Source organism: Thalassolituus sp., from assembly GCF_034111725.1.
Lineage (GTDB): Bacteria > Pseudomonadota > Gammaproteobacteria > Pseudomonadales > Oceanobacteraceae > Thalassolituus.
In genome coordinates, this window is sequence record NZ_JAWUWR010000043.1 from 56,983 (window position 1) to 71,730 (window position 14,748).

A 14,748-nucleotide genomic window follows, 5' to 3' on the forward strand; every position below is an offset into this window, starting at 1 on the left:
ACGTTAGTCCTCGCTCAGATCGGCGGTCGGTGCAAAACGGTAGCCTGCACCGCGAACCGTCTGGATTAAGTGTTCATGGCCATCGATGGATATGGCCTTACGCAAACGCCGAATGTGAACATCAACGGTGCGGTCATCAATGTAGACGTTGCCGCCCCATACTCTGTCGAGCAATTGCGCACGCGAGTGCACACGGTTGGGATGGCGCATGAAGTATTCTAACAGGCGGAATTCAAGCGGGCCTAGAGGGACATCTTGCTTATTGACTTGGCACTTTTGTTCGGCAGGCATGAGCATTAGCTGTGCTGCGGTAAGGGCTTGTTCGTTGTCGGTAATGCCTGCCCGTCGCAAGACTGAGCGAATGCGAGCAATCATCTCGCGGGGGGAGAAAGGTTTGACGATGTAGTCGTCGGCGCCAGCCTCTAAACCCCGTACGCGGTCATCTTCGTCGCCACGAGCGGTCAGTAAAATAACCGGTAAATCCTGGGTGCGAGGATCACGTTTCAAACGTTGTGTTAATTCAATGCCAGATAGCATGGGCATCATCCAGTCCAGTAAGACTAAATCAGGACGGTCGTTTACGATCATCTGATGCGCCAGCATACCGTTTGCAGATCGACGAGATTTAAATCCCGCCATTTCTAAGCTGGTACAGATCAGATCGCAGATAGCGGGTTCGTCGTCGACAACGAGAATATATCCACCACTCATCAGCGGGCCTCAGTGTATGGCATTATTGCGGCGGGTATTGTGACATTTTTATGAAATGAAGCTAGTGCAGATTATTTTGAAAAATCTTTGATTTATAACGAAAAAAGTCTTGACGGGTTTTCAATTCATCCGTAATATCCACGCCCACTTAGCCGGTATAGCTCAGTCGGTAGAGCAACTGACTTGTAATCAGTAGGTCCCGAGTTCGACTCTTGGTGCCGGCACCAGTTTAAAAAGCCCACTTCTTTGAAGTGGGCTTTTTTTTGCCTTGAATTTAGAAGTACACATTCAGCTGCAAGCTGTAACTATTATGTACTTCTTCGTTGCGACTTAAGCCATATCGAATTTCGCCGCGTTCGGGTTCACCTTTATATACTTCCCATGCAGTCCAAATGGCTCGTTCTAACGTGCTTTCTGGCATGTAGACATCATTGATATAGGTTGGATAGTGCTGCTGTTCGGCTATGCTGCTGTACCAGTTATCAACATCCGGGGAATGATCAGGATCGGCGGCGAATGTGCTTGAAATAGGTGCCATGAAGGCAAAGCAGGCGGCGCATGGGCGTAACCACTGTTGTCGTTTTAGCGCACGTTTCAATGTTTTGTTGTCAATCGCTCTAATGGCGATTAGGGCTTGCCCAAGTTGGCAGTTTTGCTCTTGCTGTAATCGCAAGGCGGTATCAAGCTCATTAGCGGTAATCAGGCCACGGTTGAGTAGCAACTGACCTAGGCTATGCGGTAGGACAGGGAGAGATTTGGACGGCATCTTGGGGCTTCCGTAAACAGCTTGTTCTAACTATGGCACAGTGATTACACAAAACCACCAGAGTGCGTAACAGCAGGGTTGTCTTTTGTAACCCTGCTGGAAGCTTTGCAATGTCTTGACTAAGCTCCTGATGAAGCATTAAGGAGCCTATATGTCGTTGCTCGTATCGTTAGCTAACTTGATTCGTCCCCACACCGCAGATATCGCCCTAGCAATGGTTGCGACCTTGTTAGTGGTTTTTGGTGATCACATTAATGATGCCGTACGCCGTTTAGTTAAAGGTCAGCCGATCTGGGCTCGAGTGGGGGTGTTTATTGCGCTCTGTACTTTTGGTTATGGTGCCCTGTCGGTTTGGCTAACGCCTGTCTTGAGGAGCTATTTGCAGACGCTATCGGCGGGTGAGTATTTAGCCGTTGTCGCTGGAGGTTTTTTGCTGGTTGGTATTTTGGCTGAACGCCATAAGAAGGGGCGTTAATTGAATAATTACTGGCGTTTGTGGGCCCTAGAAACAAATAGGGCAGTTAGGACATCCTGTCCTAACTGCCGCAGCACCCTAGCCTTCCTAGCCAACTCCTATCCCTGTCGCCATCCTAGCGAAGAAGTCATCCTTAACTGTGATCCATCACTGCTATCCCTATCTGCCATCCTAGCAGTATCTTCCCTGTCTTCCTTATCGTCGTCCTAACTGCCATCCCGGCACAGCGATCATCCTAATTCACTATCCTATTCGACATCCGTGTCCAAGTTTCTAGTGTCTCCTGACAACCAACTCCTGTCGGTGATTGCGTCCTGCGGAAATAAAGATAGCAAAAGAGCATCGACTGAATAGGGCGTATTTCTCAAGTGTGAATGTACGCGCAATCTGATGATCCTAAAAATCTATTTAAAATCAATGGTATAGAGTTTGTCATCGTTCAAGATGGACGATAAATCGACCCATCTAGTAACAATTTCTTACTTCTTTGTAAGATATCTCGCACGCGGACGTCGGTTTAAGTCGCACATCCTGCTCTCGGCGTTTTCACAGTTCATTGCGAAACTTTTCAATTACCAAAAATTTGCTTGTGCTTTCGCCTTTAATTTCTATTTTTAGCAGCGGCAATGGCGTTGCTACGGCGCAATTTTTTAGCTCGATGTGAAGCGTTGACCTGTTCAGAAAATCCTTGAGGATCAAGTAACTCACCGTCCTCCCGTAGCTTCGGATACGGCAGGCCATGCTTTCTACACAGGTGTAATATGCTCGGCTGCGACCATTCAAATAATAGCGTTTGATACACGTCATCAGGTAATCGGCGTTGATCATACATTCCAGTTTTTTGCCGCTGATTTTGTGCTTCATTCAGAATAATCGCAGCAGCAACCGAGACATTGAACGAGCGCACCATACCTTGCATCGGAATGACAATGTGTTCATCAGCCATATCTGATGCAATATCACTCACGCCTTCTTGCTCTGTGCCCATGAGCAAGGCGGTCGGCTGAGTAAAATCGTACTCGCGATAGTCTATTGCTCTATCCGTAAGGTGAGCGGCCACGACTTTCATGCCCCGATCTTTTAAGCTGTTGATGCCAGCGGCAATCGAATCGTGAGTGTTTACCTTGATCCAGTCAGATGAACCTGCGGTTGATGAGGCTTTTAAGCGGTAAGCATCGGTTGGCCAGACGCAGTGAATTTCTGGGATACCGACGGCATCACAGGTACGAGCGATCGCAGATAAGTTATGCGGCTTGTACACTTCGTCGGTGATAACGGTTAGATCCGGTTGGCGCTTATTTAGTGTTGTTTGAATGCGTTCTAAGCGTTCGGGCGTCATAACGTGGTGCTCTCCAGTTTATGGTCATGACCTCATGTTGGCCATAAAGGGATGAGCATTGTATAAAAGCATTTTTTGATATGCACGGAGGAATAATGCGAGGCAACCCTTTATTAGGCTGGGCGTATTTATGGCGCGGCTTTGAAATGATGCGAGCGCCGGGTCTGCGGCGCTATGTGGCATTCCCTTTATTGTTAAATGCCATCGTCATGGGATTTGCTAGCGTGTGGGGGGTGCGTTTCGTGGACGAGCAAATAGGCGCTCTGACGGAATGGCTACCGAGCTGGTTAAGTTTTCTTTATTGGGTGCTGATGCCCTTAGCCGTTATCTTTCTCGTATTGGCGATTGCCTACTCTTTTAGCGCAGTACTGACTATTATCGCCGGTCCGTTAAATGGGCTTCTTAGTGAGCAGGTTGAGAAGCGCATGGGGGGCCGCATACCTGATGAGTCCATTTTAAAAATGACGATACGAACGCTGGGTCGGGAATTAACTAAGGTGGCTTACTATTTACCCCGTTATTTACTTATCTTCGTGATGGGATTTATTCCTGTGCTGCAGTTAGGTGCTCCGTTTTTGTGGTTTTGGTTTGGTGCGTGGATGATGGCCTTACAGTACGCCGATTATTCGTTTGATAATCATGCGCGGCCGTTTAAAGAAGTGCGTGAGGTGATGGCCAGCGATACGCTAACGGTGATTGGTTTTGGTGCTTTAGTGTCATTATTGTTGACGATTCCTGTAGTGAATTGGTTTGTGATGCCGGCTGCAGTGATTGGTGCGACCTTGATGCGAGTTGAACGTTTACCATTCCAATCAGGCAATAACGATAATGTTGGCTATGCTGAAACAGATACTGTTATGCATAGGCTGAGTGATGGCTCAACTAAACATTCTGGTCGTTGATGATGCGGCTTTTATTCGTGATCTAGTGAAAAAAGCGGTGCGGGATACCTATCCTGCTGCCGGTATTCATGAGGCGATTGATGGTCGCAAAGCGATTAGCATTATGAATGGTGCCAATATCAACTTGGTGCTCTGTGATTGGGAAATGCCAGAAGTCTCGGGTATTGAAGTGCTTGAATGGATGCGTGCGGATGAACGTTATAAAAGTGTGCCTTTTATGATGATCACCAGCCGTGGTGAGCGCGATCACGTCATTAAGGCGGTTCAGGCTGGGGTGTCCGAATATATCGGCAAGCCGTTCACGCGTGATAACTTTGTGGCAAAACTTTCTAAACTCGTATTCAAACACCATAAAATTCGTCCTGGCGGTGCTAAGCCGCAATCATCGACCAATGATTCTGCGAGTTTGTTAACCGGCGGTAGCGCACCGGTGAAGAAACCCGCAGCCGATCTTGGCGGTGCGTCAGTGCTTATGGGAGGAGCGGCAGCTGGACCCAAAGTGCAAGGGGGCAATGATGCTGCGTCGGTATTGATGGGAGGTGCTGCGCCACAAGAAGCGCCAGCCAAATCCGCGGTAAAAGCTCGGGGTCTGGCCAGTGTTCGTTTCGGTTCGGGCGGGCAGGCGAAGCTCGTTATTAAAGACATTAATTTACAAGAATTGATTGGTGTCTTTCGGCGGGACGGGAGTCTACCTGCCTTACTTGAGCCTGCGGTACTCGATATCGTGGATCAGGAATCTGGTGATGTTGCGCGAATTAACGGTTACGTGCGTATGATGCAAGCGCAAGAACCGCATCCAGACGCAGAAACGATTCAGATGATTATTCGCTATGTGGATGACGATGAAGAAAAGTTAGCTACCCTATCGCGTTTTATTGCTCGAGTTCGTTAAAGCACCGAGGTCGCTGCGCTGAGGCTGGCATTGCATGCGCTTGTAGCCGTGCGGCAACGGTGTAATGGAATGCGCGCGCAAAACGTACTGCCTTTTCCAACCTGACTTTCGATTATTAAATCCCCATCGTGGCGTAGTAATACATGTTTTACGATGGCTAGCCCTAGGCCAGTCCCTCCCGTTGCTTGGTTGCGACTTGGATCTGCACGATAAAAACGTTCGGTCAAACGTGGGATATGGTGGTCGGCGATGCCCATACCGTCATCAATGACGGCTAAACAGACAAAGCCGTCTTGCTCGTACCAGCGCACATCAACATGGCCGCTATCCTGAGTATATTTCACCGCATTCACAACAAGGTTAGAGAACGCGCTGCGTAGTTCATCGTGATAACCCAAAGGACTATATTCAGTTTCAATCGACAGTGTGATTTGGTGCCCTCGTTCGCTGCTGACGGCTTTCGCATCATTAATAATACTGCTCAATAGTCCGGGAATAGCCACTAACTTTGGCGGTTCGTGTTGTGCGGTTTCAAGTCGCGACAGGGTTAATAAGTCGCGAATTAGGTGCTCCATGCGTTGGCTTTGCTGCGACATCTGCGACAGCATTCTGCCCCAGCGCGGTGGCAGCATGTCAGCTTGCATATTCATTGTTTCAATATAGCCGCTGAGTACCGTGAGCGGTGTGCGTAGTTCATGGCTAACGTTAGCAACGAAGTCTTTGCGCATTTGTTCTAGATTCACGAGGCGGGTGACGTCATGAACAACAATTAACCGATCATTACGACCAAACAAGGTGATATTGAATTCGAGATGCATACCGCGTCGAGCGGGTGATGGAATGGTCAGCGGCTCATCGTAATCAATGTCGGTGAAGTAGCGGTGAAATTCTGGGTTACGAATCAAATTGGTAATGGGTTGATTGACGTCTACAGGGGCTTTTAGTCCTAAAAATCGCTCCGCGGTTTGATTCCACCATTCTAAATTACCGTGGCGATCCACCATAAGCACCGCATCTTGTAAGGCGGCGGTGGAGTCTTGGATACGATTGATGATGCCCTTTAGGCGCTGCTGGTGGGTCAGACTACGTTTTTGTAAGCGTCGAGTTTCATAGAATATACGCCCCCACAAACCAATGCTCTCTGGGAGGGATTGCATATCGGGTTGTTGAAACCAACGCATCATTCGCAATGCTTGCCACATATTCCAAGCGAGAAATAATAGTAGCGTAATGGCAAGAGCATAGCCCGGCTGCTGCAGCCAGTAACCAATACCGCCCGCGGCAAAAAGGCACAGCAAAATTAGGCGCAGTTCCCTGCGCCATGCAAGCGTCATAGCATTAAGACGCTTTGGTCGAGAATCGATAACCCGTGCCACGCACGGTTTGGATCAGATGTTCGTGCGCTTCGCCCAGTGCTTTGCGTAGTCGACGAATGTGAACATCAACGGTGCGTTCTTCCACGTATACGTTGCCGCCCCAAACTTGATCAAGCAGCTGCGCGCGTGAATAAGCACGTTCTTGGTGGGTCATAAAAAATTGCAGTAGGCGATATTCTGTCGGACCCACTTCAATTGGTTGACTGAACGACATAACGCGATGGCAAACTGGATCAAGGATCAGTCCGCTCACTTCAATTGCTTCTTCAACCCCTTGCGGTGTCGCACGACGCAGAACTGCTTTTAGTCGAGCAACCAGTTCACGCGGAGAGAAGGGTTTGGTGATGTAGTCATCCGCACCGGTTTCTAATCCCTGAACCTTATTGTCTTCTTCACTTTTTGCGGTGAGCATAATGATTGGTAGATCCGCCGTATTTTCATCGCGTTTCAACCGACGTGCAAATTCGACCCCACTGGTGCCGGGCAGCATCCAGTCGAGCAAAATCATATCAGGACGGTGATCAACCACCATCGAGTGCGCATCCTGTACATTGGATGCTTCTAGGCATTGATAGCCTGCCATTTCTAAAGCCACCGCGATCATCTCGCGAATGGGTGCTTCATCATCGACGATTAGAACCGTCTTGCCTGCTGTTGTCATAGTCATGGTCATGCCAGCTTCTTATGAGTTGTTGCAGGCTTATTACACTCAGTCAATGTTACAGGGATGTGACAGTGATCAAACGATTCTCAATTAGTACAGTTTGGTCGCTAAAAACAATAAAAAATCATGCTAAATGCTGATTTTTTAGGGAACAATTGGGCTGACGAGAGCGTAGTGTCCCACTAAGCCCATCCAAATAATGAAACCAAACCAGTGGCTGCGACGGAATTCTCTAAAGCAATCTTCGCGTGAACGACTGCGTACATTCCATAACTGCCAAGCCAACAAGAGCGCACCAAGGGCAAGCGCTAGATAGAAAGGCCAGCTAAGGGCGAGTTGGCCGGCGGCTAGCCATAAGCACATTAGGTTCAGCACTTGCAGCAATCCGACCATAAAGAGATCAAGTTCGCCAAATAAGATGGCGGTGGATTTTACCCCAATTTTAATATCGCAATCGCGATCGACCATGGCATAAAGAGTATCGTAAGCCACTGTCCAAGCTAAATTAGCAGCGTATAGCAGCCATACCACCGGTGGTAAAGCATCGGCTTGGGCAGCAAATGCCATGGGGATAGACCAGGAAAAAGCAGCCCCCAAGAACACCTGAGGTAAGTGGGTATGGCGTTTCATGAAAGGATAAATTGCAGCTAATGCTGCACCAGCAAGCGATAAGTACACCGTCAGCGTGTTGGTGAACAATACCAGCACAAACGCCAATAAGCAGAGTACGACAAAGCCAATACTGGCTTGTTTGGTCGATAACGCTCCGGTTGCTAAAGGTCGAGCTTTGGTGCGCTCTACATGGCCGTCTACCTTGCGATCGGCAATATCATTAATCACACAACCTGCTGAACGCATGAGGAAGACGCCGATAACGAAGATGATGATGTTACTGATGTCGGCTACACCTTCTGCTGCCACCCATAAGGCCCACAAGGTCGGCCACAACAAAAGGTAAGAACCTATCGGCTTGTCGAGGCGAGTAATGGCTATCCAAGCACGCCAAGCTGGCCATAAATTGTCGAGTTGTTGGGTGATGACGGTTGTATTGATCAAGATGATTCCTAATGAAACGAGCATTACGGCCAATGGCTAGGATGCGCTTGATCCCCTGGATTTTGGGAATAAGTGCCTCTTAAGATGCGCCATTCTAGCGATAACTGGCGGCTATTACAGTCGAGCGGTGATTGAATAGAGGTCTTTAAATGCCAATTGGCGGAAGGAAAGCGCCTATCTCATTGTTCTATGCCCTGAAAAGACCGTTGATTTTATCGCCCGTCATGAGTAGTTTTACCGCCTTTATTGATAGTTACCTTATAGGTCCCCTGTATGAAAAAGTGGCAATGTGTTGTTTGTGGCTGGATTTACGACGAAGTTGAAGGCGCCCCGGAAGAAGGAATTGCACCAGGTACGCGCTGGGAAGACGTCCCCGCTGATTTTATCTGCCCAGATTGCGGTGTAGGCAAAGAAGATTTTGAGATGGTTGAAATCTAAAAATGATTGACGAGTGGTTGCGTTCTGCGGCCACTTTCTCCGCGTTTTAGCTGCACTTTAACGCCTCCTTGAGAAACAAAATCGGAAAAAATTATGAGTAATAGCACAGCCCCATTCGTAGTAATTGGCACCGGTCTGGCGGGATATAACCTCATCAAAGAGCTGCGTAAGTTGGCACCTGAGCAGGAGATCATCATGATCACGGCCGATGACGGACGCAATTACTCTAAGCCAATGTTGTCGACCGGTTTTGGCAAAAATAAAAGCGCAGACGAGTTAGCGATGGGCAGTGCTGCCGATATGGCTGCACAACTGAATATCGTGATTCGAACTCACACCAGTGTGACTAAAATCGACACGGCAAACCACAAGGTATTTGTTGGTGAAGAACCGATCAGCTATAGCAAATTGGTATTGGCGTGGGGGGCAGAAGCGATTCGTCCTCGTATGGAAGGTGACGGTACTGATCGTGTTTTCTCTATCAATGATTTGGAAGATTATGCCCGCTTCCGTGCGATTGTTGATGGTAAAAAGCGTGTTTTGGTCATGGGCGCAGGCTTGATTGGCTGCGAATTTGCCAATGATATGGTTAACGGTGGTTTTGAGGTCGAAGTGGTTGCACCATGTGAGCACATACTGCCAACGTTACTGCCTACGGAAGCTGCTCACGCTGTGCAGGAAGGTCTGGAAGGTCTGGGCGTTAAATTCCATTTAGGCCCGCTGGTTACTCGTATTAATCGCGATGGCGAAGGTGTCGTCGCTCACTTGAGCAATGGTACTACCGTTGCCGCTGATGCTGTTGTTTCTGCTATTGGCTTGCGTCCGCGTTTAGATTTAGCCGTTAAAGCTGGTATTCAAGTAAACCACGGTATTGTTGCCGACCGTTTACTGCAAACCAGCGAAGCGGATGTATATACCCTAGGTGACTGTGCCGAAGTTGAAGGTCGCGTGCTGCTTTATGTATTGCCATTAATGGCTGGTGCTCGAGCACTAGCGAAGACCTTAACGGGGACGCCAACGGAAGTAAGCTATGGTGTGATGCCGGTAATGGTAAAAACTCCAGTCGTCCCTGTCGTGGTCTCTCCGGCAGCGCCAGACAGCGCAGGTCGTTGGATTATTGAGCGAGAAGGTGCCGATGTCCAAGCTGAATTCCGCAACGAAGCGGGAGATTTACTGGGTTACGCTTTGACCGGAGCCAAGGTAATGAATAAAGTAGCACTCAACAAAGAACTTCCGGCAATCATGCCGTAAGCTTCGACTGTTTCGTCGTCCTACGGGATGAATAAAAAATAGATAAGGATAAGCATTATGCGTAAACCAGAACTGGCAGCTGCCATCGCTGAAAAAGCGGATCTAACTAAAGAAAAAGCAGCTGAAGTACTGAATGTTGTGACCGATCAAATTGCTAAAGCATTAGGCGAAGGCGATTCTGTTACTTTGATTGGTTTTGGTACATTTGAAGTTCGTAACCGTGCAGAGCGTCAGGGTAAAAACCCACAGACTGGTGCTCCTATCACGATTGCGGCTGCTAAAGTGCCTGCGTTCAAGCCTGGTAAAGGTTTGAAGGAGATCGTGCAATAAGCACGAATACTCCCCAAGGGCTGACCCGTGAGTGGGTCAGTCTCATGGTGATTGGCGAGGGGCTTTGCCCCTTTGCCCGTCCCGTTTTCGACTCCCTCTTAATTGAAGTTTGCGATTCCTCTGATGCCGGTGATGTTACCGGTGCGTTTATGGATTTATTGCAACGAGTTGCGGAAGCTGAACCCGCAGAGCTGCCCACCGCTCTTTTTGTTATGCCCAATGTGTTTGCTGATTTCGATGAATATTGGAATTGGACGGCTATTTGCGATAATTTGTTAGCCCAAATGCGGTACGAGGGCCTTATTCAATTGGCTACGTTTCACCCTCAATATTTGTTTGAAGGTGAAGATGAAGATGACGCTAGCCACTACAGCAATCGCTCGCCTTACCCTATGTTGCACTTGATTCGCGAGGTTGATATTGAAGCCGCCTTGTTGCAAGTTAGCCATCCAGAGCGTATTCCCGAACGTAATCGTCAACATTTGCGACGTATTGGTGTAGAAGGACTGTTACAAATCGTGCCAAGTCTGGCAAAATCACGCCCTTAACATTCCTGAGGATCGTTTGTCATGATCAAGTTTCGCCTGTTACTCTGGGCACTCGCACTGCTAATGAAGAAGGCTGCTAAGAAAAATCCAGACTTCCAACAACAATTGGAAGGTAAGGATTTTGCCTTTCAATTACAAACAGTCGACGGTGCAGTTGTTCGCCAATACCGAGTGCTGAACAATACGATTCGCAGTAAAGGCAAAGCCCATAAGTTGCCAGCATTTACCATAGCGTTTCGCGATGCGGATATCGGTTTGAAAGTTTTAACATCTAAGAATCCGAATGCGTTTATGAAAGCCATTCAGGATAAAGATGTGGTTATTAGCGGCGATCTATCGCTTGTTATGTGGTTCCAAGGTATTAGTAAATACTTAAAGCCAAGTAAGTAAATTCATTCTACCCCGAAGGAGATCGAGCGATGACACTCACAAAGCAGATTCTGCTGGCGATGGTCGCGGCGATACTCCTTGGTGGGCTAGCCCAGCAATTGCTGGCGATGCCCAACCTCTACGAGCCTCTGCGCTATGTTCTAGATGATGTTTTATTAGGCGGTGTTTTTGCACTCGCGGGTAAGATCTTCGTTGCTAGCTTAAAGTTACTGGTTGTTCCGTTGGTTTTTGTGTCGCTTGTCTGCGGTGTTTGCCACTTGAGAGATCAGAGCACGCTTGGCTGGCTGAGCCTTAAAACTATCCTTCTCTATCTGGCCACGACAGCGATTGCGATTACCATTGCTCTGACGATGGCGACGCTAGTTGGCCCGGGCAAGGGTATCGATTTAGTTACCGAGACAACGTTCTCACCGCCTGCCGCTATGCCTCTGCTGGATGTACTGGTAAATATTTTCCCAACCAATCCATTCAAGGCGATGGTTGATGGCAATATGCTACAAGTCATTGTTTTTGCATTGCTTATTGGCTTGGCTATTGGTCGTAGTGGGGTTGCAGGGGAGCGAATAGGCCACCAGTTTAACGACTGGAATGAGATTTTAATGACCTTGATTTCACTGCTCATGAAGTTCGCGCCGTACGGTGTGTTCAGCTTGTTATTTGTGTTATTTGCCAAACAAGGTTTGGGCGCTATCAGCGATCTCGCAGTCTATATGCTGACCGTGATTGCTGTATTGCTTATTCATGGCCTGATCGTTTATCCGCTTATTTTACGCGTCTTTACTGGACTTTCTCCCTTTGTCTTTCTCGCCAAAATGAGTCACGTGCAATTGTTCGCCTTCAGTACCGCGTCGAGTAATGCGACCTTACCGGTAACGATGAAAACTGTGGAAGAGGGCTTAGGCGTGCAAAAGCGGGTGGCATCGTTCGCCCTACCGATGGGGGCCACCATTAACATGGACGGTACGGCCATCATGCAGGGCGTTGCGACCGTTTTTATTTCTCAAGCCTTTGGTTTAGAACTCACCATAGGCAATTTTGTCATGGTCATTGTGACCGCGACATTAGCCTCTATCGGTACTGCGGGTGTGCCCGGAGTAGGCTTAGTGACTCTTGCTTTGGTTTTGCAGCAAGTTGGCTTGCCGGTTGAAGGTATTGCTTTGATTATTGGCGTCGATCGCTTGTTAGATATGATTCGCACCGCAGTTAATGTGACGGGTGATGCGATGGTGTCAGTTGTGGTGGCGCGCAGTGAAGGTGCTCTCGATGAAGCCTGCTATTATGACCAGCAGGCTTCTTCATAATTTAAGGTAGGGTTATGCCAGTAGTACATAGTCGGGCGGTCGGCATGTTGAGTGGATTGCTGATGTCCGTCGGTGTTTTTGCCATAGAGCCAGTGCAATCCGCTGCGCCAACGTTTTATCCGGCAAATTCATCATCGGCACTCGCGGTTAACGAGGGTATCGAGACGCCTTTAGAGACGATTGATCTTGCAGGCGATGCGATTCGTCTTTCAGGATTGAATGGTCTTGCCGAGCAAGTGCGTAACGTCGCGCAACAGGTACTGAATCTGCGTGCCGTTCCCATTGGTCGTCAATATGATGTCGCTGGCAGTCTAGCTCAACGTTGGGCTCCGTTGAATGTGCAGCGCGTATTGCGAAGTGAATTTGAAGTGCTGAGTGATCTGCATCAGCAAGAAATTCTTACCGCTTTAGCGGCGCCATCTGTTGAGCGTGCACGTACTCTTGAGTTGGAAGCGATTGCCTCGCAAAGCAGTGCCGAGTTTCGTGATTATATGTCGCGTTTACGCGGCCAAGCGCCAGCGGTATCTCGATCTGACTTGATTTCACAGTTGGATGAGGCGCAGCATTTTTCATCCATGATGGTACTTGCTCGTAATGCAGCTTATCCCGTGTTGCGGGAACATTTAAAAGATTGGCAACCCGCAGCAAATTGGGCGGCTAATACGCAAACTCAGACTCGTGAATTTTTGTTTTACGTGCACCGCCATACTAGTAATGAGCAATTACGAGAATTAATTACTCAGTGGCAGACGCCCGCGCTGCAACGATGGCTGCGGCAGTTAGAACCTAAGCTCAAGGCTTTGTGATATATAGCCATAAAAAAAGCGGATGATTTATCCGCTTTTTTTTGCTCTTGAATACTTAACTATGAGGCTGCATTGAGCATGCTTACCAGTTCGTTAAGATCATCTAAACGTTCCAATACTGACTGAGTGACCTCATCGACGGCTTCTTCGCTGAGATTAATGTCATCGAGCATAGCGATTGGCGCTTGTTCAAATGGGCCATCACCAAAGCCGTGACGTCGAAGGCTTCGAATTGCTACATAGAGTATGTTGGCATACATAGCATGTTCACCATCGTATTTAGGGTTATGGTGCTGGCGAATCGCGGTTACTAGTTCTTCTGGCATTTGCCATTGTTGCATTAAACAAGCGGCGCACTGTTCGCGCGTCATGCCGAGTAAATACCGTTCAACATAAAATCGGTTGATGTGCGGATTCGCTTCGATATGGCGATTCACTAGTGAAAACTGCGGTGGGAATACTTGCCCTAAAATTAAGAAACCGAAGTTATGCAACAAGCCACATAAATAGGCTAAACCTTGGCTGGGCCGACCCTTTGCCGGCATGCGGCGCACCAGTTCGCCACACAAAGTAGCCGTAACAATGGCTTGCTGCCAGAAGGGCGCATAGCCATGTGGGCCCTCTTTCGGCACCGCCAGTGTGCGCCCGAGAGCCAGTCCTAGTGCTAAGTTAATGACAAGATCAAATCCAAGTACACGAATAACGGCTTCTTCAACCGTTTTCACTTCGCCACGAACACCGTAGTAGGGTGAACGAGCCCAGCTAATGACTTGCGCTGACATGCCTGGGTCTAATTCCACTGTGTGGGAAAGCGACTGGGTGTCGGCATTAGGATCGACTCTTAGCTCAATAATGCGCCGCGCGGTTTCTGGCAGCGGTGGTAAATCGAGAGTCTCTTCCAAGCGCTGGCGAATGCGCTTAGGAGTAAATTGGCGAATCGCCGAGTTCACATCATCGAGGTCTTGCTCGGCATTGTTGTCTAGTACTTCTGGCTGTAAAGGTGCGGTGTAGCAACCGATATGTGAGCTGGTGGTTAGTGCCTTGAATTGGTCCATGGGTAACTTCAGCCATTCATGACTGGCACCCGAAACAATGAACAACTCATCTTGTTTCAACAAGGCCTCGTCGACCATGCTTTCTAATGAGGTTACTTGCGGTAGCGCGGGCATTTCATCAAGACCGTACTGCTCTTTTATGCGATCCAGCTCTTTTTGAGTGAGTGCAATAAATTGGCGGCCAAACGCTAACGACAGTTGGCTAAGATCGAGCATACGGTTGCCAGGAATAACGACCTGAATTTTGCCCAGATCATCTTTCAAGAACACAACGTTAGCGACCTTGGATGAATATGACGCTGGAGGATTGCTTTGCATAATTTCGAACAGTTCCTGGTCGTCGGTATGACTGTAGGTGATGCTCCAGTCGTCCAGCACTTTTAGCACCGCTGCGGGTATGGCGGACATAGAGGGAGTCCTTACAGTTAAGTTAAATCGTGAATCTAAC

The 14,748-nt window shown here is 48.5% G+C and carries 17 protein-coding genes and 1 tRNA gene; 11 read left to right on the forward strand and 7 right to left on the reverse strand.

Annotated features, from left to right (window positions below):
• Positions 1–3: 3 nt before the first annotated feature.
• Positions 4–711, reverse strand: coding sequence for a phosphate regulon transcriptional regulator PhoB (gene phoB, locus UXZ23_RS06465; protein WP_320819810.1), 708 nt, complete (start codon positions 709–711; stop codon positions 4–6).
• 151 nt (positions 712–862) lie between these two features.
• On the opposite strand from phoB (UXZ23_RS06465), the gene UXZ23_RS06470 reads away from it, so the two are divergent.
• Positions 863–938, forward strand: a tRNA-Thr gene (locus UXZ23_RS06470).
• A gap of 47 nt (positions 939–985) precedes the next feature.
• On the opposite strand, the gene UXZ23_RS06475 is transcribed toward UXZ23_RS06470, so the two are convergent.
• The gene (locus tag UXZ23_RS06475; RefSeq protein WP_320819811.1) at positions 986–1,477 is read right to left on the reverse strand and encodes a hypothetical protein; all 492 of its coding nucleotides are present in this window, start codon (positions 1,475–1,477) and stop codon (positions 986–988) included.
• A gap of 151 nt (positions 1,478–1,628) precedes the next feature.
• Here UXZ23_RS06475 and UXZ23_RS06480 point away from each other — a divergent pair, with 151 nt between their 5' ends.
• A complete protein-coding gene (locus tag UXZ23_RS06480; protein WP_320819812.1) occupies positions 1,629–1,952 on the forward strand; it encodes a DUF3392 domain-containing protein in 324 nt (107 codons plus the stop codon).
• Positions 1,953–2,553: 601 nt separating this feature from the next.
• On the opposite strand, the gene trmH is transcribed toward UXZ23_RS06480, so the two are convergent.
• The gene (gene trmH / locus UXZ23_RS06485; protein WP_320819813.1) at positions 2,554–3,291 is read right to left on the reverse strand and encodes a tRNA (guanosine(18)-2'-O)-methyltransferase TrmH; all 738 of its coding nucleotides are present in this window, start codon (positions 3,289–3,291) and stop codon (positions 2,554–2,556) included.
• A gap of 95 nt (positions 3,292–3,386) precedes the next feature.
• On the opposite strand from trmH, the gene cysZ reads away from it, so the two are divergent.
• On the forward strand, positions 3,387–4,193 hold the full coding sequence (cysZ, locus tag UXZ23_RS06490) for a sulfate transporter CysZ (RefSeq protein ID WP_320819814.1): 807 nt from the start codon (positions 3,387–3,389) through the stop codon (positions 4,191–4,193).
• A complete protein-coding gene (locus UXZ23_RS06495; RefSeq protein ID WP_320819815.1) occupies positions 4,165–5,085 on the forward strand; it encodes a response regulator in 921 nt (306 codons plus the stop codon). The genes cysZ and UXZ23_RS06495 overlap by 29 nt, the downstream gene beginning before the upstream one ends.
• Here UXZ23_RS06495 and phoR read toward each other — a convergent pair.
• The 3 genes from phoR to ubiA all read right to left on the reverse strand — a co-directional run bounded on the left by phoR (position 5,082) and on the right by ubiA (position 8,181).
• Positions 5,082–6,419 carry a phosphate regulon sensor histidine kinase PhoR gene (gene phoR, locus UXZ23_RS06500; RefSeq protein ID WP_320819816.1) on the reverse strand — a complete coding sequence of 446 codons (1,338 nt, stop codon included), beginning with the start codon at positions 6,417–6,419 and terminating at the stop codon, positions 5,082–5,084. The genes UXZ23_RS06495 and phoR overlap by 4 nt on opposite strands.
• Before the next feature lie 4 nt (positions 6,420–6,423).
• Positions 6,424–7,122 (reverse strand): phosphate regulon transcriptional regulator PhoB, encoded by a 699-nt coding sequence (gene phoB, locus UXZ23_RS06505; protein ID WP_320819846.1) that lies wholly within the window; start codon positions 7,120–7,122, stop codon positions 6,424–6,426.
• Between the two features lie 147 nt (positions 7,123–7,269).
• Positions 7,270–8,181 (reverse strand): 4-hydroxybenzoate octaprenyltransferase, encoded by a 912-nt coding sequence (gene ubiA, locus UXZ23_RS06510; RefSeq protein ID WP_320819817.1) that lies wholly within the window; start codon positions 8,179–8,181, stop codon positions 7,270–7,272.
• A 273-nt stretch (positions 8,182–8,454) separates the two neighbouring features.
• Between ubiA and UXZ23_RS06515 the strand changes: the two genes are divergently transcribed.
• From UXZ23_RS06515 to UXZ23_RS06545, 7 genes are all read left to right on the forward strand, one after another.
• Positions 8,455–8,619 carry a rubredoxin gene (locus UXZ23_RS06515; RefSeq protein ID WP_015485355.1) on the forward strand — a complete coding sequence of 55 codons (165 nt, stop codon included), beginning with the start codon at positions 8,455–8,457 and terminating at the stop codon, positions 8,617–8,619.
• 93 nt (positions 8,620–8,712) lie between these two features.
• Entirely contained in the window at positions 8,713–9,870 is a 1,158-nt protein-coding gene (locus tag UXZ23_RS06520) for an FAD-dependent oxidoreductase (protein ID WP_320819818.1), read from the forward strand.
• A 57-nt stretch (positions 9,871–9,927) separates the two neighbouring features.
• Positions 9,928–10,200 (forward strand): HU family DNA-binding protein, encoded by a 273-nt coding sequence (locus tag UXZ23_RS06525; RefSeq protein WP_320819819.1) that lies wholly within the window; start codon positions 9,928–9,930, stop codon positions 10,198–10,200.
• A gap of 20 nt (positions 10,201–10,220) precedes the next feature.
• Positions 10,221–10,748, forward strand: a complete 528-nt coding sequence (locus tag UXZ23_RS06530; protein ID WP_320819847.1) for a DUF1415 domain-containing protein — start codon at positions 10,221–10,223, stop codon at positions 10,746–10,748.
• Between the two features lie 21 nt (positions 10,749–10,769).
• Complete coding sequence (locus tag UXZ23_RS06535; protein ID WP_320819820.1) at positions 10,770–11,138, forward strand: helicase; 369 nt, start codon at positions 10,770–10,772, stop codon at positions 11,136–11,138.
• A gap of 29 nt (positions 11,139–11,167) precedes the next feature.
• The gene (locus tag UXZ23_RS06540; RefSeq protein WP_015485360.1) at positions 11,168–12,439 is read left to right on the forward strand and encodes a dicarboxylate/amino acid:cation symporter; all 1,272 of its coding nucleotides are present in this window, start codon (positions 11,168–11,170) and stop codon (positions 12,437–12,439) included.
• A gap of 14 nt (positions 12,440–12,453) precedes the next feature.
• Positions 12,454–13,245: a hypothetical protein gene (locus tag UXZ23_RS06545; protein WP_320819821.1), complete on the forward strand. Its 792-nt coding sequence runs from the start codon at positions 12,454–12,456 to the stop codon at positions 13,243–13,245.
• A gap of 59 nt (positions 13,246–13,304) precedes the next feature.
• On the opposite strand, the gene UXZ23_RS06550 is transcribed toward UXZ23_RS06545, so the two are convergent.
• Positions 13,305–14,708, reverse strand: coding sequence for an aminoacyl-tRNA deacylase and HDOD domain-containing protein (locus UXZ23_RS06550; RefSeq protein ID WP_320819822.1), 1,404 nt, complete (start codon positions 14,706–14,708; stop codon positions 13,305–13,307).
• Positions 14,709–14,748: the final 40 nt, after the last annotated feature.

Excerpts from the sequence above, each read along its gene's own strand:
- phoB (WP_320819810.1), bottom strand. The coding sequence starts at position 711 with ATGAGTGGTGGATATATTCTCGTTGTCGACGACGAACCCGCTATCTGC.
- UXZ23_RS06475 (WP_320819811.1), bottom strand. The coding sequence starts at position 1,477 with ATGCCGTCCAAATCTCTCCCTGTCCTACCGCATAGCCTAGGTCAGTTG.
- UXZ23_RS06480 (WP_320819812.1), top strand. The coding sequence starts at position 1,629 with ATGTCGTTGCTCGTATCGTTAGCTAACTTGATTCGTCCCCACACCGCA.
- trmH (WP_320819813.1), bottom strand. The coding sequence starts at position 3,291 with ATGACGCCCGAACGCTTAGAACGCATTCAAACAACACTAAATAAGCGC.
- cysZ (WP_320819814.1), top strand. The coding sequence starts at position 3,387 with ATGCGAGGCAACCCTTTATTAGGCTGGGCGTATTTATGGCGCGGCTTT.
- UXZ23_RS06495 (WP_320819815.1), top strand. The coding sequence starts at position 4,165 with ATGGCTCAACTAAACATTCTGGTCGTTGATGATGCGGCTTTTATTCGT.
- phoR (WP_320819816.1), bottom strand. The coding sequence starts at position 6,419 with ATGACGCTTGCATGGCGCAGGGAACTGCGCCTAATTTTGCTGTGCCTT.
- phoB (WP_320819846.1), bottom strand. The coding sequence starts at position 7,122 with ATGACAACAGCAGGCAAGACGGTTCTAATCGTCGATGATGAAGCACCC.
- UXZ23_RS06515 (WP_015485355.1), top strand. The coding sequence starts at position 8,455 with ATGAAAAAGTGGCAATGTGTTGTTTGTGGCTGGATTTACGACGAAGTT.
- UXZ23_RS06520 (WP_320819818.1), top strand. The coding sequence starts at position 8,713 with ATGAGTAATAGCACAGCCCCATTCGTAGTAATTGGCACCGGTCTGGCG.
- UXZ23_RS06525 (WP_320819819.1), top strand. The coding sequence starts at position 9,928 with ATGCGTAAACCAGAACTGGCAGCTGCCATCGCTGAAAAAGCGGATCTA.
- UXZ23_RS06535 (WP_320819820.1), top strand. The coding sequence starts at position 10,770 with ATGATCAAGTTTCGCCTGTTACTCTGGGCACTCGCACTGCTAATGAAG.
- UXZ23_RS06540 (WP_015485360.1), top strand. The coding sequence starts at position 11,168 with ATGACACTCACAAAGCAGATTCTGCTGGCGATGGTCGCGGCGATACTC.
- UXZ23_RS06545 (WP_320819821.1), top strand. The coding sequence starts at position 12,454 with ATGCCAGTAGTACATAGTCGGGCGGTCGGCATGTTGAGTGGATTGCTG.
- UXZ23_RS06550 (WP_320819822.1), bottom strand. The coding sequence starts at position 14,708 with ATGTCCGCCATACCCGCAGCGGTGCTAAAAGTGCTGGACGACTGGAGC.